The organism is Nocardioides sp. 31GB23 (assembly GCF_040012395.1).
Classification (GTDB): Bacteria; Actinomycetota; Actinomycetes; order Propionibacteriales; family Nocardioidaceae; genus Nocardioides; species Nocardioides salarius.
In genome coordinates, this window is the sequence record NZ_JBDYKJ010000094.1 from 1 (window position 1) to 16,154 (window position 16,154).

Below are 16,154 nucleotides of genomic sequence, written 5' to 3' on the forward strand. Positions count from 1 at the left end.
GTCGAACCAGGGAGCGGCGTCCTCGAGCTGGCCCGCCCCCCGCCCCAGGGTGGCCGCGCAGCCCCCGCGCCCCCCCCGCAGCCAGCAGCTCTCACTGTTGGCCGACGACGAGCCCGGTCTCGACCTGCCCGGCTCCGAGCGCTGGGTCGGCTGAGCCGACGGTCGGTCACCTAACCTGAGGGCATGGCCGGCTTCGACGTGCCCGCGGACACCTACGACAGGTTCATGGGGCGCTTCTCCCGACCCCTGGCGCCCGTCTTCTGCGACGCGGTGCTGCCCGAGGGCCGGCTGCCGGCCAGCGTGCTCGACGTCGGCTGTGGCCCGGGGGCGCTGCTCGACGAGCTCGTGCGCCGCCCGCCGCACCCCCACGGCGTACGCCGCCTGGCGGCGATCGACCCGGCCCCGTCGTTCGTGGCTGCGGCCGCCGCTCGCTTCCCCGACGTCGACGTGCGCCAGGGCGGGGCGGAGGAGCTGCCGTTCGACGACGCGACCTTCGAGGCGAGCCTGGCCCAGCTGGTCGTGCACTTCATGGACGACCCGGCGGCCGGGGTGGCGCAGATGGTGCGGGTGACCCGCCCGGGCGGGCTGGTCGCGGCCTGCGTGTGGGACCACGGCGGCGGGCACGGACCGCTGTCACTGTTCTGGTCGGCCGTCGAGTCGCTGGCTCCCGGCCAGGCAGCGACGCCGTCGACGGGCTCGACCCGGGGTGACCTGCAGCGGCTGTGGGAGGGCGCCGGCCTCGTCGGCGTGCAGGAGCAGGAGATCCGGGTCCGGGTCGGCTTCGACTCCTTCGACCGCTGGTGGGCGCCGTTCACCGCGGCCGCGGGATCGGTCCGGGCGTTCCTCGACGGCGTCGACGACTCGACCGTCGAGCGGCTGCGGGCACGGCTGCGCGCCGACCTCGGCGACGGTCCGTTCGAGATCGACTCCGCCGCCTGGTGCGTCAGCGGGACGAGGGCCTGAGCCGGCTCAGACCGGGGCGCCGCCGGCGAGCGGAGCGGCCGCGAAGCCGCGGAGCAGGTCGTGGGTGCCGGTGAGCTTCATCAGCCGCAACGCGGCCGGGCTGGCCTCGTCGACGACGCAGGCGAATCCGGCACGCAGCGCGTGCTGGCGGCACCACATGACGGCGCCGAGGCCGGCGGCGTCCATGAAGGTCACGCCGCCCAGGTCGAGGTCGAGGCCGGGGCGAGCGACGTCGGAGCTGTCGAGGGCGGCCGCGAAGCCGCTGCGCAGCCGGTGCACGGCGGCGACGTCGAGGTCGCCGGTCACGGTGTGGCGGGTCTGCTGCGGCGTACGCGCCGCGGTGGAAAGAACGGTGTCGTTGCCCATGTCGGGCCCCCAAGCTGGTGGTGCAGCACCGAGTGCCGGTGCCTGTTCACTCCTTCGACTGTAGGCGCCTACCGCTGCCACGGCCAGGCGGCTCTCCACAAACGCCCTCAGGGGTGGGGTTTGGGGCGCGCCCGCCCGGTGGTCCGAGCCTCTGCCGTCCTGACGTTCCTCACCGTGACACGCCGCGGTGGCGTGCGGGGCGTCAGGACCGTGCCCGGTCGTGGGGCCGGCCGTCCACAGGCAGCCGCGGCTCGGCGGTCGCCGTGTCGGTGGGGCCTGCTGGCATCGACTCACGACGAGACGACGACCAGGAGACAGCCATGACGAGTGCCCACGACAACGTGAAGGTGCGGTTGCGCTATAGGGAGGACGAGGAGCAGGGGCCCTGCGGAGAGACGATGTGGGCCGAGCCGGTCGACGCGAGGGACACAGGGGGCACCTATCGCCTGGCGAACAACGGGTTCTTCGCCCCACTTGTCGTCGGCGACCTGGTGGAGGCACGCCTCGACGCGACCGGCTTCCTGCAGGTCGTCGCCGTCGTCGAGCCGGCCGACTCCATCCTCACCCTGGTGGCCTTCGACCCGTCCCAGGCAGACGGGGTGTGCGCCATCGCTGACGGTTGGCGACAGCAGGGCGCGCAGTGGTCGGAGGGCTCAGGTGCGTTCTTGTGCACCAGCTGGCCGGGACTGTCCACGTGTGACGTCCTGACCGTCGTCACCCCGGCCGTGGTCGCCGGCCACGTCGAGCTGCTCGAGCTGCTGACGACTCCAGAGCGGCAGGACTGGGCCGGGCACGTCCTGGACCTCCGACTGGACCTCCCGTTCTCGCACCGCGCGCCGCGGCGGTTGAGGTCGGTCCGAGAGGAGCGGCCGCGCGGGTAGCGTGCTCGCGTGCAGGTGCTCCCCGACCTCGTCCCCGACGACCCGCTCGTGGTCTTCTGCGGCCTCGCGGGAGCAGAGAGCACCAAGCACCGCGACCACTACTACGAGACGCCGGGCAACAGCTTCTATGAGTCGTTGCACCTCTCCGGGCTCTCCCCACGCCGGCTGCAGCCGCACGAGGACCACGTCGTGCCCGAGCTCGGCCTGGGCCTGACCGACCTGGTGGGGCACTGGGACCCGCGCTGGGTCGAGATCGACGACCTGGTCGCCAAGTGCGAGCGCTGGCAGCCGGAGTGGCTCGCCTTCACCAGCAAGGGCGTCGCCCACGAGGCCTCCCGGGCGATGGGGCGGCGCGGGAGGCCCGGCCTCGGCGTCCAGGACTGGTACGTCGGGCCGGCGCAGGTCTACGTGCTGCCCGGCGTCTCCGGGGCCAACCAGCGCCACGACTACGACGGACGCCCCAACCGGCTCTCCTGGTGGCGCGACCTGGCGATGATCTGCGGAGCCTGAGCCACGGTCATCCTGACGACTCTCACCACGACACGCCGCGACGGCGTACGGGTCGTCAGGACGACGGCTGGTCGAGCGCCTCGAGCACCTCGGCCGTCGACACCACGGTGGCGAACTCGCCGTGCAGGTTGGTCGCGGTGGCGCGGGCCAGCTCGGCCGCGGTCAGGGTCGTGCCGTCGGGGCCGGTGCGGTCGAAGGTGTGGGTCGCGTCGAGCACGAAGGTGACGGCGTACCCGAGGTTGCCGGCGACCCGGGCGGTGGTCTCGCAGCAGTGGTTGGTGGTGATCCCGCAGACGACGACCTCGCCGATGCCCTCGCCGCGCAGCCACGCGTCGAGGTCGGGGGAGCCGTGGAAGGAGGAGTTGACCTGCTTGGTGACCAGCAGCGCCGGCTCGAAGCCCTCGAGGTGCTCCTTGAGCGCGTGGCCGGGCTGGCCCGGGAAGAGCGGGCTCTCCGGGCTCAGCGACGAGTGCTGGACGTAGACCAGCGGGCGCCCGGTGGTCGCGAACGCCTCGAGCAGGGCCGCGACGTTGTCGTCGCAGGCGGGGTTGTCGCGCGGACCCCACCACGGCTCGTCGAAGCCCTCCTGCACGTCGACGACGACGAGGGCGGCGTCGGGTCCGATCACGAGAGGGGCGCCGGTGCGCTGGCGGGTCACCTGGCGGACGCTAGCGCCGCCAGGGCGTGGGACGCGTCACCCCCGGGTGTTTACCCCCACGCGCCGTCCGGGCAGGGTGACGCCATGGCTGATGCCCCGCACGGACTCGTCTTCCCCGTCGACCCCGCCGACAGCGAGGGGCGACGCAGCACCACCGCCACCGGCCGCGGCGTGGCGGCCGACGCGCTGCGCCCGGTCGACGCCGTCGGCGCCCGGGCCGTCGAGCGCGAGACGGCCTGGCGCACCCAGTACCTCACCTGGTTCCGCCGCCTCGTCGAGGCCGGCCTGGCCACCCCCGACGACGCCGTCGCGGTCGCCCGCGCCGGCCTCGACTCGCTGCACTCGCGGATGCGGGTCGTCGAGCGGGAGGGCGACGTGCCGCTCGCCGACTGGCCGCGCAGCAGCACCGGCTTCGGCCAGGTCGAGATGCACGGTGCCGGCGAGCGGGTCGAGGAGCTCGTGCTGCCCTACCGGGGCGAGCGGCTGCGCGGCGACGACGTACGCCGCCAGGTCGAGCGGTGGGTCGAGGCCGGGGTCGTCGAGCCGACGCTCGCCGAGGCGGTCGACGCCGTCGTGGCCCACCCCGAGTGGCTGCGCCTCGAGGACCACACCGTCGCCGTCGTCGGCGCCGGCTCCGAGATGGGGCCGCTGCAGGCGCTGACCCGCTGGGGCGCCCGCGTCGCGGCCGTCGACCTGCCCCGCGAGGACGTGTGGGAGCGCGTCAGCGACACCGCCGTCGCCGGCGCCGGCGCCGTGGTCGCCCCCGCCGTCGACGGCCGGCCCGGCGCCGACCTGCTGGCCGACGTGCCGGCGCTGGCCGACTGGCTCGCCGCCCAGCCCGGCACCCTCGTGCTCGGCAACTACGTCTACGCCGACGGCGCCACCAACGTGCGCGTCTCCACCGCCGTCGACGAGCTCAGCCGCCGCCTCCTCGAGGCCCGCGACGACACCGCCCTGGCCTTCCTGGCCACCCCCACCGACGTCTTCGGCGTGCCCGGCGAGGCCGTCGACCAGGCCCTGGCCCGCTACGCCGGCCGCGGCCGGGCCAGCAAGGGCCTGGGCCGCCCGCTGCGCACCCTCTCCGGCGGCCGCCTCCTGCAGCGCCCGTACGCCGGCCCCGCCGACCCCGGCCTCAACGACTCGCTGGTGCCCCAGCAGGGCCCCAACTACGCGCTGGCCAAGCGGCTGCAGCGCTGGCGCGCCACCACGGCGCGCTACGACGGCCGCCTGGTCTCGATGAACGTCGCGCCCCCGACCCGCACCCGCTCGGTGGTCAAGAACCGCGCCCTGGCCGCGGCGTACGCCGGGGCGCACCGCTTCGGCGTCGAGGTCTTCGACCCCTCCACCTCCAACGTGCTGATGGCCGCGATGCTGGTGCACGACCTGCACACCGGCGGCGGCCCGCGCCACGAGCACCCCTGGCAGGACGAGGCGTACGCCGCGGCCCACGGCGGGCTGTGGCGCACGGCGTACTCGCCGCGCAGCGCCCTGGGCCTGGCCGCCCTGCTGGGCGTCGGCGGCGCGCGGGGCTGACCAGGGGAGCCCCGCGGGCGGTTGCGAGTTTCACCCGGCGGCGGCGGGGCATCCTGCCCGGGTGAGCACCCCTCCCGACGAGCCCGCCCGCCCCACCGGGCGGGCGCCGCTGCAGCCCCCGGTCGCCTACCTGCCCTGCCGCCTCGACGACGAGGGGAACCTGGCCGAGGTGATGATGGTCGAGCTGGCCGACGGCCGGGTCGCGCTGATGGGCTACACCGCCCTCGACCGGTTCGCCCGGGCCTGCGGCGAGGGGCACCCGTGGGTGCTGTGGCAGACCAGCGCGCTCGAGTCGCTGCGCGAGCTGAAGCACTACGACGTCGCCTACCTCGACGTGCCGCTGCCGGTCGCCCTGCGCGTCCCCGCGGCCGAGGGGACGGCGTGAGCGAGATCCGGCTCGACGCCTCGGCGGAGGCGGCGATCGCCGGCAGCCACGACGGGGCCGCCGCCCGCATCACGGCGCTGGCGGGGAGCATCCCCAGCGTCGAGGGCGGGTACGCGACCCCGGCGCTGGTCGAGATCCTGGCCGCGGTGCTCGGTACCGCCGACGACCTGGCCCTGGTCAACGAGGTGGCCGCCGAGCAGGTCCGCCAGGTCGGGGAGGCCCTGGGCGGCACCGACGAGGCGGTCGCCGGGGCCTTCGGCTCGATGCGGGGCGGCTCGTGAGCATCGACACGACCGTCGAGGGCGAGGAGGGCAGCATCACCGCCGCGGCCACCTGGCTGCGCTCCTCCCTGCGCCGCGAGCTCGACGGGGCCGCCGACGACGTGACCGAGGCGCGCCGCACCGCCACCTCCGGGTTCCACGGCGAGGCCGGCGACGCCTACGCGTCGTACGGGCGCGAGGTGCTGGGCCACCTCGACGACCACGCGGCCCGGGTCGGCCGCGCCGCCGGGGTCTTCGACGACTACGCCGCCCGCCTGGGTCGGTTCCGCTCCGCGATGGAGGGCTTCCGCGCCCAGGCACGAGGCGGTGGGCTGGTGGTGAGCGGAGCGGTGATCCAGGCACCGGCGCCCGCGGTGCCGCCGGACGTCCCGGTCGGTCCGGTGGCGCCCGAGCTGGCCGACCAGCACGCCCGGCAGGTCAGCGCGTTCGAGACCGCCCTCGCGCGGGTCGAGCTCTACAACCGGCTCGTCGTCGAGGTGCAGGCCGAGGACGAGCGCTTCGTCGACTGGGTGGAGACCCGCGTCGTGGCGGAGGTCGCCTCCTTCACCGCCGACGCGGTCGACAGCCTGATGGAGTTCCTGCGCGACAACGTCGGCAACATCGCGATCACCGGGTCCATGCTCAGCGGCGAGCGGGCGCTGCAGCGTCGCGCCGGCGAGCTGGCCGACCAGGCCCGCGACCTGCGCAGCGCCCGCCGCTCCGGCAACCCCGCGCGACGCGCCCTCGGCAACGCCCCCGACACCCCGGGACGCATCAACGACCTGCTCGAGCAGTCGCGGTGGGCCGGACGGGGCTCCCGGCTGCTCGGCCCCGCCGGCACCGCCGTCGACGTCTGGTTCGCCCTCGAGGGCGAGAGCCCCGGCGGTGGCCTGGTGGCCGCGGGCCTCGGCATCGGCGCGACCGCCCTGGTGATCGCCACCGCCCCGGTCAGCGTGCCGACCGCCGTGGTGGTGGGCGGCGCGATCGTCGTGGGCGCGGGGGTCACCTGGCTCGCGACCGAGGGCTGGGATGCTCTCCCCGACGACCTCACCGAGCCCGTCGACGAGTGGGTCGGCGACCGGTGGGACGACACCAAGGACCTCGCGTCCGACGGATGGAACGAGGTCAAGAGTTGGTTCTGAGAGAGCCCAGCGAGGGCCCCGGCGGCGACCCCGACGCGGTCTACCGCTCCCTGGGCCGCTACGCCGTCATCGGCCTCGTCGCGCTCATGGTGCCGATCGGGGTCTTCTTCGCGGTCGCCGGCGCCGGGGCCGAGGACCCGGCGTTCCCGGTCGCCCTGGGAGTGCTGCTCGCGGTCCTGGGCGTCACCGGCGCCGGCAGCCTCACGGCCCCGCGGCACGGTCCACGTGCCGACCCACCGCCCGCGGTCGCCGTCGAGGGCGGCCTCGCGCTGCCGCTGCGCCGCGCGCAGGTGCTGCTGCGCGCCGTGGCCGGCGTCGTGCTGGGGCTGCTGGGGGTGCTGGTGGTGCTGGTCGCCGACTCGGCCGGCCCGCGCGTCCTGGGCGGGCTGGTCGTCCTGGGCGTCGTCGGGGCGGCCGCGCTGGCCGCACGCACCGAGACCCGGTTGGTCGTGGGTCCCGAGGGGCTGCGGGTGCCGGGTGGCGTGACCCGGGCGCAGACGGTGCCGTGGCGCGACGTCGCCGAGGTGGCCGCCGTGCGTGGCTGGCAGCCGCACCTCGTGGTCAGGTCGAAGGGCCCGGGGCTGGTGGCCTGCCGGCTGCTGCCCCAGGCGTGGCCGGCCTCGGCGCTGGTCGCCCTCGTCGAGCACCACCGCCGCAGGGCCGGGGACCGGGCCGCGCTGGTCCACCCCGACGCCCTGGAGCGTTTCCGCTCCTGACCCGCCCCGGGCTGCTTGACTGTGGCCGCCGTCACATGGGCGGTGGCACAGGATGCTCCACGTCGAGCCGGGAGAGTGGTCGTGAACGACTCCGCACTGATCAGCGTCGGGCTGCCCGTCGCGCTGGCCATCATCATGTTCGGCCTGGGCCTCTCGCTGCAGGTCGACGACTTCCGCCGGGTCGCACGCAGCCCCCGTGCGGTCGTGGTCGCGCTGACCCTGCAGGTGCTGGTGCTCCCGGTGATCGCCTTCGGGCTGGTCATCGGATTCGGCCTCGACCCATTGCTGGCGGTCGGGGTGATGCTGCTGGCCGCCTCGCCGGGCGGCACCACCGCCAACCTCTTCAGCCACCTCTTCCACGGCGACGTGGCGCTCAACGTGACGCTGACCGCCATCAACTCGGTGCTCGCCGCGTTCACCATCCCGCTGATCACCAACCTGGCCATCGGCTACTTCGACGCCGACGGCGAGCTGGGCCTGCAGGTCGGCAAGGTGCTGCAGGTGATCGCGATCGTGCTGGTGCCGGTCGTGCTGGGCATGCTCGTGCGCAGCCGCCGCCCCGCCCTCGCGGCCCGCTCCGACAAGCCGGTGCGGGTCTTCTCGATCGTGGTGCTGGTCGTCGTCGCCGTCGGCGCGCTGCTGGGCGAGCGCGAGAACCTCGCCGACTACGTGCGCCAGGTCGGCCTGGTCACCGCGATCTTCTGCGCCGCCAGCCTCTCCCTCGGGTACGCCGGCGCGCGGCTGCTGCGCCTCGAGCGGGCGCAGGCCGTGGCCAGCTCGATGGAGGTCGGCATCCACAACACCACCGTCGCGCTGACCATCGCCCTGAGCGTGCTCGGCAGCACCGAGGTCGCCATCCCCAGCGCCGTCTACTCGATCATCATGTACGTCTTCGCCACCGGCTTCGGCTTCCTGGTCACTCGCGGCGCGCGCAGCCCCCGCGGCCGGGAGCCGGCCCGCGCGGGCTGAGCGGGCTGGACGGGCTGAGCGGGCTGGACGGGCGGCGTACTCCGCTCAGGCGGGGGAGAGCAGGCCCGGCCCGTTGGGCACGTCGAGCCAGCCCAGCTGCTCGGGGTGGGCGGTCAGCGCCACGATGCGGTGCACCGCCGCGCTGGCCCGGCGCACCACGCACACCAGGTCGAACTCCTCGACGAGGTCGCGCAGGTCGAGCAGCGCGTCGAGGCCGGCGCTGTCCATGAAGGTCACGCCCGACAGGTCGACCACGAACACGCTCCCGGCGGGCAGGGCGAGCTCGGCGAGCTGCTGGCCGCAGTCGGCGACGAGCTGGTCGGCGATCGCGATGTCGATCTCGCCGTAGCAGGACAGCCCCGTGGCCAGGTGGACGACCATCGTGCCTGCGTGCGTCGTGATGATGGTGCTCATGCGTCGGCCCCCAGGTGCTGCGTCGTCGACCAGTCAACGACCGGGGTGCCCCGGGGTCAGCGGCGCGGGGCGATCCTTTGCCCGGGCCGGGCCGATACCACCCCGACGGGCCATGCCCCGCGCACGACCGGGCCATCCGGCGGCGCCCGCGGGTAGCCCGATCAGGCGGGCTGGACGGCCTCGGCCAGTGCGCGACCGGCCGGGGCGGGGCAGGTCAGGGTGTCGTGGGTGCCGGTCAGGAGCAGGATCCGCTCGACCGCCGGGCTCAGCGCCACCACCTGGCACGCCGCTCCGGCCGCCAGGGCCCGCTGGCGGCACCACACCAGCGCCCCGAGACCGCCGGCGTCGAGGAAGACCACGCCGTCGAGGTCGAGGTCGAGGCGCTCGGTGGCCGCCGGGAGCGCTCGGGCGAGCGCCCCGTGCAGGAGCGGGGCGGAGCCCAGGTCGAGCTCGCCGCGCACCTGCAGGCGGACGTGGCCCGGCGCCACCGAGGTGGCCCGGACCGTGAGGTCGGTGTGCACAGCGTTCCCTCCCCGGACGGCTGCGTACGGCGCCGGGTCCCCGGCGCTGCGACCACTCAACGCGCGTGCGGCCAGAAGGTCCCGCTCTCGGGCCGGAACAGTCCCAAGATGGCCCGTTCGGACTAGACCGTCGGCCCGTGCTGGTCGGGGCTGGCCGGGGCTGGCCGGGGCTGGCCGGGGCTGGCCGCGCCCGTCGGGGCTCAGCCCAGCAGCCCCAGCCGCTGCGCCTCGACGCGCAGCTCGTCACCGTCGTCGCCGTACCCGGTCGCGGCGCTGGGCCCGGCCTCCTGCGCCCTGGTGTCGAGGTGGCCGTAGCGGGCGACCTGCTCACCCAGGCTGAGCCGGCGGATCAGCACCGCCTCGACCCGGTCGGGGTGCTCCGCGGCGGCCTCGGCGTAGATCTCCGGGTCGTGCTGTCCGTCGTCGCCGACGAGGACCCAGCGCAGCTGCGGAAAGTCCTCCACGAGCCGGCGCAGCCCGGTGGTCTTGTGCCGCTGCCCCGAGCGGAACCACCCGCGGGGGGTGGGGCCCCAGTCGGTCAGCAGCGCCGGGCCGGGCGGGTAGTCGTGGCGGGCCAGGAAGCGCCCGATCGCCCCCGCGACGTTCCAGGCGCCGGTCGAGAGGTAGACCACGAAGGTGTCGGGCCGGTGGGCCAGCAGGTCTCGGTAGAGCCCGGCCATCCCCGGCACCGGCAGGCGGTCGACCTCGCGGGTGACGAAGGCGTTGCGGAAGGCGACCAGCGGGCGCGGCAGCATCGTGATCATCACGGTGTCGTCGATGTCGCTGACCAGGCCGTGGCGGGCGTCGGCGGCCACCACCCGCAGCTGGGCGGTCGTCTCGGGGCCGTCGTGGCCCTCGACCGCGAGCCGTGCCGTGGCCCAGCCGGGCGGCAGGTCGGCAGGCAGCCGCACGTCGAGGTAGCCCTCGCGGTCGGACTCCACCCGGGTGCGGACCCCGCCGACCTCGATCGTGACCGGCACGCCGGCCGCCGACTGGGTCACGAAGCGCCGCCAGCCGCGGGCGTCCTCGGGGTGCCGCGCGGCCAGGCTGTCCTCGGGCACCAGCACCACCCGCCCCAGCACCCGCACCCACGCGCCCTCCAGGCCGTAGCCCACGTGGGCCACCACCCGCGGCACCCAGCCGGCGCGGCGCAGGCCCCCGCCCACCAGCCGCTGCACGGCGTCCTCGGCGCGGATCGCGAGGTGGTCGACGCGCTCGACCGGACCGGGCTCCCTGCTCATCGACCCAGCGAAGCACACCGGGGCCCTCCTGGGGCACCCCTGGCTACGCTGCGCGGGTGCCGGACCCCCAGACGCTGCTGCTCGTCGGAGCCGGCCACACCCACCTGCACCTGCTGCGCCACGCCGACCGGCTGCGCGCCGCCGGCTGGAGGGTCGAGCTGCTCGCGCCGCGCTGGTTCGACTACAGCGGCGTCGGCTCCGCGGTCGCCACCGGCGCGCTGCCCCTGGAGGCCGGCCGGCTCGACGTGGCCGGCCTGGCCGCGCGCCGCGGCGTACGACACCACGAGGACACGCTGGCGGGCCTCGACCCGCGGGGCCGGGTCGCGACGACCGCGACCGGGCAGCGGCTGGGCTACGACGTGGTCTCGCTCGGGATCGGCTCGGTGACCTCTGACCTCGGGGTGCCGGTCGGGGCCGGCGTGGTCGGGGTCAAGCCGCTCGCGGGCCTGCAGACCCTCGCCGACCGGCTGCCCGACGAGGGGTCCGCGGTCGTCACCGTGGTGGGCGCCGGCCCGTCGGGGCTCGAGCTCGCCGCCCAGCTCTCGGTGCGTGCCGGGGTCGGCGCCGTGCGGCTGGTCGACGGTGGCGACGTGGTCGGCCCGTCGCTGCCCGCCGGCGCCCGCCGCCACGTCGAGCGGGTGCTCGCCCGGCGCGGGGTCGAGGTGGTGCTGGCAGCCCGGGTCGAGCGGCTCGACCCCACGAGCGTGACGCTCGCCGACGGGCGGGTGCTCGAGCACGACCTCGCCGTGCTCGCCGGCGGCCTGGCGGCGCCGCCGCTGGTGGCCGACCTCGGCCTCGGCGACGAGCGCGGGGTGCCGGTGCGAGCCACCCTGCAGCACGTCGAGCACGACGACGTGTACGCCGTCGGCGACTGTGCCCGCTTCACCCCCCGCCCGCTGCCGCGGATCGGGGTGCACGGGGTGCGGCAGGCGCCGGTGCTGCTCGCGGCCCTCGAGGCTCGCGGACGCGGCGAGGACACCAGCGGCCACGTCTACCGCCCGCGCGAGCACTTCCTCTCGGTGCTCGACCTGGGCGCCGGTCGCGGCCTGGCCACCCGCGGGCGCTGGTGGTGGGGCGGGCGCGGTGCGCTGCTGCTCAAGCGCCGCATCGACCGGCGCTGGATCGGGTCCTACCGCGCCGCCGGCGGCTGAGGACCCGCTTGCCGGCCGCTCCACCGGCCTAGTGCGCCGACCCGCCGGCCGCCCAGGACGGACCGGTAGAGCGTCATGGCCTCCCGGCGGTGCCGTCGAGGAGCGCGGGACTCATCCGCGCCCGACCGGACGAACGGTGTCCCTCGTTCGGGTGAACTTCGCCGACCCCGTGGTGGGGTGAGCCCCCGCCGCCTACAGTTCATCCTGCGGGCACCGGGGCCCGCCGGACGAGCGGAGACACCACGTGCGGGCCGGCATCCACCAGCGCATTGCGGCGATCGGCGCCGCTGCCTGCGTCGTGCTCGCGAGCGGTGCCGCCGGCGGGACGAGCGGGGGCGCGGCCAGCGCCGCCGTGCCCACCACGCGCACCGCCCCCACCCAGCAGAGCACCGTCGTCGTGCGCGGGCTCGCCTTCCCCGAGGGCCGGGCCATGCGCCTGGGCCTGGTGGGCTGCGACGACGTCTACGAGCGGGTCGCGGAGTCGCCCCAGGCGATGATCGGCACCGGCCCGGGCAGCGCCCCCGCCGGCGAGCGGGTGCTGCGCTACGACCTCGTCGGCGGCAACGCGCTGGGCCCGCTGAGCTACGTCTCGTCGGTGGCGCTGACCCAGAGCGCCGGGCTCACGGCGTACGCCGAGCAGGGCACCACCGGCGTGGTGTGGGCCGGCTACCAGGAGCCCGCCGACCGGCGCACCGGCCGCGTCTGGTTCGGGCGCGCCGAGGTGGTCGTGCCGGCCGGGCGGTGGACCCGCATCGAGGCCACCGACCTGACCTACAGCTGGAGCAAGTGGGACATGTACGCCCAGGCCCCCGTGGTCGACCAGGAGGGCGACGAGGGAGCCGACGACGCTGCCGAGGAGACTGCTGAGGAGACCGTGCCCGACGGCACGCTGGCCGACATGGTGGTGCGCCACCGCGGCGACGGCGCCGGCTTCGTGATGACCGGGCTGGGCTGCGACGGCAACGAGTTCGCGATCGACGCGCTGCGCCTGCACACCGCCGGCACCGCGACGACGTACGACATCGAGGGCCTGGAGACCAGCGTGGGCATGCCGGCCCCGCCGGTGCGGCGCGCCGAGGCCGGGCAGCCCGTCGAGCTGCGCGGCACGCTCGCCGACAGCACCGGCGCCCCGCTGAGCGGGGTGACGATGCGCCTGGAGTCGCGTGCGGTCGGCGCCACCGGCTGGAAGCTCGAGCGGGTCGTCGACGTCGTCGACGGTGCCGCCGTGGCGCGCGTGCAGCCCGAGCGGGCCACGAGCTACCGCTGGCGCTTCGTCGACCGGCCGATGGCCGAGGGCAGCGTCTCGGCGGCGGTCACGATCGAGGCGGCGTCAGGGGCCTCGGGGAGCCCCAGCGCGAGCCCGAGCCCGAGCCCGAGCGGCGGCGCCGACCCGACGCCGAGCCCCAGCCCGACCAAGAGCGCCGAGCCGACCAAGAGCGCCAGCCCGACGAAGAGCGCGCAGCCGAGCACGAGCCCCAGCCCGACGAAGAGCGCCGAGCCGACGAAGAACGCCGAGCCGACCGGGAGCGCCGAGCCGAACACCAGCCCCAGCACCAGCCCGAGCGCCACGACCCCGCCGGTCGACCCGACCTGAGGCCCCACCGCCCGCAGCGAGCAGGCCCGGCTCACCCCACAACGACGACGAGCGCCGGCGAGGGGTGCCTCCTCGCCGACGCTCGTGCCGCGTGCTGACCGGGTGTGTCAGACGCGGGTCTTCCCCTTCGACGACATGCCCTCGGCGACGCCGATGAGCAGCACGGCGGCGACCACCGCCACGACGAAGCCGATCACGTTGAGCTCGAAGATGTCGCCCCTGCCCAGGGCGCTGGCCACGATGCCTCCGATGAGGGCGCCCACGACGCCCAGGGCGAGCGTGCCGAGCAGGCCGAGCGCCTGCTTGCCGGGCTTGATGAGCCGGGCGAGCGCGCCGATGATCAGGCCCACGACGAGCAGTCCGATGATGTTGAACATGGTGTGTCCCTCCTAGTCGTCCGTTGGTCGGACGGCGAGGCGACGCTACGCGGTCGCGTCGAGCCGCAGGTTCACCCGTTCGGGCTGCCACACTGGCGGGGTGCCGGAGGACTTCCTCATCGCCCGCAACCCCGACCCGGGCTCGTCGCTGCCCTACCTGCTGCGCGTCCCGCTCGGTGACGACGGCATCCTGCTCAAGGCCAAGGACACCTGGCCCCGCACCGCCAAGGTCTACTGCCACCGCGCCGAGGAGTGGCCGGCCGAGCCCGAGCTGGTCGAGCGGGTGCCGGTGCGCAGCTGCGTACGCCGCGGCGCGGCCATCGACCTGGTGCTCGACCGGGGCCGCGAGAACCGCTCCCAGCTGGTGCTGACCCAGGTGCGCGGGCGTCAGGTGATCTTCTGGCAGAGCGCCCGCACCGCCAAGCAGGCCCGGCCGTCGGTGGCGGTGCCCAGCGCCCGCGCCGCCGGGCTGGTCGACCTCGAGGTGGTCGTCGACTCCCACGAGCGCTACCCCTACCGCTTCACCGACCAGCAGGTCACCACCACGCGGGCCGCCCTGCCGGCCGGCGACTACGGGGTGCTGCGCGACGGGCTGCCCCACGCGGTGGTCGAGCGCAAGAGCGTCGGCGACCTCGCCTCGTCGCTGACCAGCGGCCGGCTGCGCTACCAGCTCGCCGACCTGGCCCGGCTGCCGCGCGCAGCGGTCGTCGTCGAGGACCGCTGGTCGGAGGTCTTCCGCCAGCAGCACGTGCGCCCGGCCGTGCTGGCCGACGGCATCGCCGAGTGCCAGGTGCGCTGGCCCTCGGTGCCGATCGTCTTCTGCGAGTCGCGCAAGCTCGCCCAGGAGTGGGTCTACCGGTTCCTGGCCGCGGCACTGACCCACGCCGACGCCGACGAGGGCGCCGAGGCGTTCATCGGCGCCCTGGCGCCCGGCTCGCCGGTGCCGCCCGCCGAGGCCACGGCCGCCCAGGTGCGGGCCTGGGCCGCGGCGCAGGGCATCGAGGTGGCGGCCAAGGGCCGTGTCCCCGCGGCGCTGCGGGCGGCGTACGACGACGCGCACCGCCCCGGCTGACGGGTCCGGCCGCGTAGGCTCGCGCCCCGTGCAGTGCGACTACTTCGACGCCGGCGCGTGCGCCTCGTGCACGTGGATGGGCCGCGCCTACGCCGACCAGGTCGCCGACAAGCAGCGCCACGTCGAGCAGCTGCTCGCCCCCGCGCTGGCCGGCCGGCCGCCCGTGGCCTGGCTGCCCCCGGCGACCGGGCCCGAGGAGGGCTTCCGCAACAAGGCCAAGATGGTCGTCGCCGGCACCGTCGAGGCCCCCGCCCTGGGCATCCTGGGTGCGGGTGGGCGCGGCATCGACCTGCGCCACTGCGGGCTGCACGAGCCGGGGCTCCACGACGCCCTGCCCGTGCTCGCCGAGCACGTGGTGCGCGCGCGGCTGGCGCCGTACGACGTCGGCAGCCGCCGCGGCGAGCTCAAGCACCTGCTGGTCACCCGCTCGCCCGACGGCGAGCTGATGGTGCGCTGGGTGCTGCGCTCCACCGAGCCCGAGGCGCGCCTGCGCAAGCACCTCGGCTGGCTGCTCGAGCGGCTGCCGGTCGCGGTGGCCTCGATCAACGTGCAGCCCGAGCACAAGGCGGTGCTCGAGGGGGAGCGCGAGATCGTGCTCACCGAGCAGGCGACGCTCGCGATGCGGCTCGACGTGGGAGTCGACGTGGGAGTCGACGTGGGGGACGGGCTGCGGCTGCACCTGCGACCCCAGTCGTTCTTCCAGACCAACACCACCGTCGCGACCGTGCTCTACGAGCAGGCCCGGGCCTGGGTCGCCGAGACCGCCCCGGCCTCGGTGTGGGACCTCTACTCCGGCGTCGGCGGCTTCGCCCTGGCGCTCGCCGGCCCCGGCCGGTCGGTCACCGGCGTCGAGATCGCGCCCGAGGCGGTCGTCTCGGCGCAGCTGTCGGCGGCCGAGGCGGGGCTCGACCGGGCGCGCTTCGTGGCCGCCGACGCCACCGCCTGGGCGCTCGAGCAGCCTCGGGCCGCGCACCCCGACCTGGTCGTGGTCAACCCGCCCCGGCGCGGCATCGGCCCCGCCCTCACCGGCTGGCTGGAGTCGTCGGGGGTGCGCGAGGTCCTCTACTCCAGCTGCAACGCCACCAGCCTGGCCCGCGACCTCGCCGCGCTGGCGTCGTACGACGTCGAGGCCGCCCGCCTGCTCGACATGTTCCCCCAGACCACCCACCACGAGGTGCTGGTGCGGCTGCGCCGGCCCTGACCAGGGGCGACGGGGGAGTTTCATCGGGCACCCGATGAAACTGGCGCCGCCTGACTGAAGGTTCATCGTGGTGGCGAGAGTTCTGTCGGGTACCCGATGAAACTCCCGCGGCCGCCGTGCGCCACGTCTCGTCCACAGGGAGGTCGGGGCGGGTTGACCACGACCAGGTCGGGGTGCGCGGCCCGAGGCTGCTCGAGCGC

Annotated in this window: 19 protein-coding genes; 13 read left to right on the top strand and 6 right to left on the bottom strand. The window is 75.5% G+C overall.

The annotated features are described in order from the left end of the window. The first annotated feature begins 183 nt into the window (after window positions 1–183). Window positions 184–963 (top strand): class I SAM-dependent methyltransferase, encoded by a 780-nt coding sequence (locus ABKW28_RS21005; RefSeq protein ID WP_348612981.1) that lies wholly within the window; start codon window positions 184–186, stop codon window positions 961–963. 6 nt (window positions 964–969) lie between these two features. Here ABKW28_RS21005 and ABKW28_RS21010 read toward each other — a convergent pair whose 3' ends face one another. Next, window positions 970–1,329: an STAS domain-containing protein gene (locus ABKW28_RS21010; RefSeq protein ID WP_348612983.1), complete on the bottom strand. Its 360-nt coding sequence runs from the start codon at window positions 1,327–1,329 to the stop codon at window positions 970–972. A 320-nt stretch (window positions 1,330–1,649) separates the two neighbouring features. Here ABKW28_RS21010 and ABKW28_RS21015 point away from each other — a divergent pair, with 320 nt between their 5' ends. Next, window positions 1,650–2,210: a hypothetical protein gene (locus ABKW28_RS21015; protein ID WP_348612985.1), complete on the top strand. Its 561-nt coding sequence runs from the start codon at window positions 1,650–1,652 to the stop codon at window positions 2,208–2,210. Between the two features lie 9 nt (window positions 2,211–2,219). Next, window positions 2,220–2,720 (top strand): mismatch-specific DNA-glycosylase, encoded by a 501-nt coding sequence (locus ABKW28_RS21020; protein ID WP_348612987.1) that lies wholly within the window; start codon window positions 2,220–2,222, stop codon window positions 2,718–2,720. A gap of 55 nt (window positions 2,721–2,775) precedes the next feature. On the opposite strand, the gene ABKW28_RS21025 is transcribed toward ABKW28_RS21020, so the two are convergent. Beyond that, on the bottom strand, window positions 2,776–3,378 hold the full coding sequence (locus ABKW28_RS21025; RefSeq protein WP_348612989.1) for a cysteine hydrolase family protein: 603 nt from the start codon (window positions 3,376–3,378) through the stop codon (window positions 2,776–2,778). Between the two features lie 84 nt (window positions 3,379–3,462). On the opposite strand from ABKW28_RS21025, the gene ABKW28_RS21030 reads away from it, so the two are divergent. The 6 genes from ABKW28_RS21030 to ABKW28_RS21055 all read left to right on the top strand — a co-directional run bounded on the left by ABKW28_RS21030 (window position 3,463) and on the right by ABKW28_RS21055 (window position 8,383). Beyond that, window positions 3,463–4,911: a hypothetical protein gene (locus ABKW28_RS21030; protein WP_348612991.1), complete on the top strand. Its 1,449-nt coding sequence runs from the start codon at window positions 3,463–3,465 to the stop codon at window positions 4,909–4,911. A 61-nt stretch (window positions 4,912–4,972) separates the two neighbouring features. Continuing rightward, window positions 4,973–5,296 (top strand): SAV_915 family protein, encoded by a 324-nt coding sequence (locus ABKW28_RS21035; RefSeq protein WP_348612993.1) that lies wholly within the window; start codon window positions 4,973–4,975, stop codon window positions 5,294–5,296. Beyond that, window positions 5,293–5,577: a hypothetical protein gene (locus ABKW28_RS21040; RefSeq protein WP_348612995.1), complete on the top strand. Its 285-nt coding sequence runs from the start codon at window positions 5,293–5,295 to the stop codon at window positions 5,575–5,577. The genes ABKW28_RS21035 and ABKW28_RS21040 overlap by 4 nt, the downstream gene beginning before the upstream one ends. Further along, window positions 5,574–6,698, top strand: a complete 1,125-nt coding sequence (locus ABKW28_RS21045; RefSeq protein ID WP_348612997.1) for a hypothetical protein — start codon at window positions 5,574–5,576, stop codon at window positions 6,696–6,698. Before ABKW28_RS21040 ends, ABKW28_RS21045 begins: the two co-directional genes overlap by 4 nt. Next, the gene (locus ABKW28_RS21050) at window positions 6,689–7,414 is read left to right on the top strand and encodes a hypothetical protein (RefSeq protein WP_348612999.1); all 726 of its coding nucleotides are present in this window, start codon (window positions 6,689–6,691) and stop codon (window positions 7,412–7,414) included. The genes ABKW28_RS21045 and ABKW28_RS21050 overlap by 10 nt, the downstream gene beginning before the upstream one ends. Window positions 7,415–7,495: 81 nt before the next feature. Further along, window positions 7,496–8,383, top strand: a complete 888-nt coding sequence (locus ABKW28_RS21055; protein WP_348613001.1) for a bile acid:sodium symporter family protein — start codon at window positions 7,496–7,498, stop codon at window positions 8,381–8,383. A 45-nt stretch (window positions 8,384–8,428) separates the two neighbouring features. Here ABKW28_RS21055 and ABKW28_RS21060 read toward each other — a convergent pair whose 3' ends face one another. The 3 genes from ABKW28_RS21060 to ABKW28_RS21070 form a co-directional block, all read right to left on the bottom strand. Further along, on the bottom strand, window positions 8,429–8,797 hold the full coding sequence (locus ABKW28_RS21060; protein WP_348613003.1) for an STAS domain-containing protein: 369 nt from the start codon (window positions 8,795–8,797) through the stop codon (window positions 8,429–8,431). A gap of 161 nt (window positions 8,798–8,958) precedes the next feature. Then, window positions 8,959–9,318, bottom strand: a complete 360-nt coding sequence (locus ABKW28_RS21065; RefSeq protein WP_348613005.1) for an STAS domain-containing protein — start codon at window positions 9,316–9,318, stop codon at window positions 8,959–8,961. A 200-nt stretch (window positions 9,319–9,518) separates the two neighbouring features. Continuing rightward, window positions 9,519–10,559 (bottom strand): phosphatase domain-containing protein, encoded by a 1,041-nt coding sequence (locus ABKW28_RS21070; protein ID WP_348613007.1) that lies wholly within the window; start codon window positions 10,557–10,559, stop codon window positions 9,519–9,521. A gap of 56 nt (window positions 10,560–10,615) precedes the next feature. Here ABKW28_RS21070 and ABKW28_RS21075 point away from each other — a divergent pair, with 56 nt between their 5' ends. After that, window positions 10,616–11,710, top strand: coding sequence for an FAD-dependent oxidoreductase (locus tag ABKW28_RS21075; RefSeq protein ID WP_348613009.1), 1,095 nt, complete (start codon window positions 10,616–10,618; stop codon window positions 11,708–11,710). A gap of 244 nt (window positions 11,711–11,954) precedes the next feature. Further along, entirely contained in the window at window positions 11,955–13,304 is a 1,350-nt protein-coding gene (locus ABKW28_RS21080) for a hypothetical protein (protein WP_348613011.1), read from the top strand. Between the two features lie 107 nt (window positions 13,305–13,411). Here ABKW28_RS21080 and ABKW28_RS21085 read toward each other — a convergent pair whose 3' ends face one another. Beyond that, window positions 13,412–13,681 carry a hypothetical protein gene (locus ABKW28_RS21085; RefSeq protein ID WP_348613013.1) on the bottom strand — a complete coding sequence of 90 codons (270 nt, stop codon included), beginning with the start codon at window positions 13,679–13,681 and terminating at the stop codon, window positions 13,412–13,414. Between the two features lie 100 nt (window positions 13,682–13,781). Between ABKW28_RS21085 and ABKW28_RS21090 the strand changes: the two genes are divergently transcribed. Further along, window positions 13,782–14,753, top strand: coding sequence for an ERCC4 domain-containing protein (locus tag ABKW28_RS21090; RefSeq protein ID WP_193670089.1), 972 nt, complete (start codon window positions 13,782–13,784; stop codon window positions 14,751–14,753). Between the two features lie 28 nt (window positions 14,754–14,781). Beyond that, complete coding sequence (rlmC, locus tag ABKW28_RS21095) at window positions 14,782–15,954, top strand: 23S rRNA (uracil(747)-C(5))-methyltransferase RlmC (protein WP_348613015.1); 1,173 nt, start codon at window positions 14,782–14,784, stop codon at window positions 15,952–15,954. Window positions 15,955–16,154: the final 200 nt, after the last annotated feature.

Excerpts from the sequence above, each read along its gene's own strand:
- ABKW28_RS21010 (WP_348612983.1), bottom strand. The coding sequence starts at position 1,329 with ATGGGCAACGACACCGTTCTTTCCACCGCGGCGCGTACGCCGCAGCAG.
- ABKW28_RS21015 (WP_348612985.1), top strand. The coding sequence starts at position 1,650 with ATGACGAGTGCCCACGACAACGTGAAGGTGCGGTTGCGCTATAGGGAG.
- ABKW28_RS21085 (WP_348613013.1), bottom strand. The coding sequence starts at position 13,681 with ATGTTCAACATCATCGGACTGCTCGTCGTGGGCCTGATCATCGGCGCG.
- ABKW28_RS21070 (WP_348613007.1), bottom strand. The coding sequence starts at position 10,559 with ATGAGCAGGGAGCCCGGTCCGGTCGAGCGCGTCGACCACCTCGCGATC.
- ABKW28_RS21030 (WP_348612991.1), top strand. The coding sequence starts at position 3,463 with ATGGCTGATGCCCCGCACGGACTCGTCTTCCCCGTCGACCCCGCCGAC.
- ABKW28_RS21060 (WP_348613003.1), bottom strand. The coding sequence starts at position 8,797 with ATGAGCACCATCATCACGACGCACGCAGGCACGATGGTCGTCCACCTG.
- ABKW28_RS21005 (WP_348612981.1), top strand. The coding sequence starts at position 184 with ATGGCCGGCTTCGACGTGCCCGCGGACACCTACGACAGGTTCATGGGG.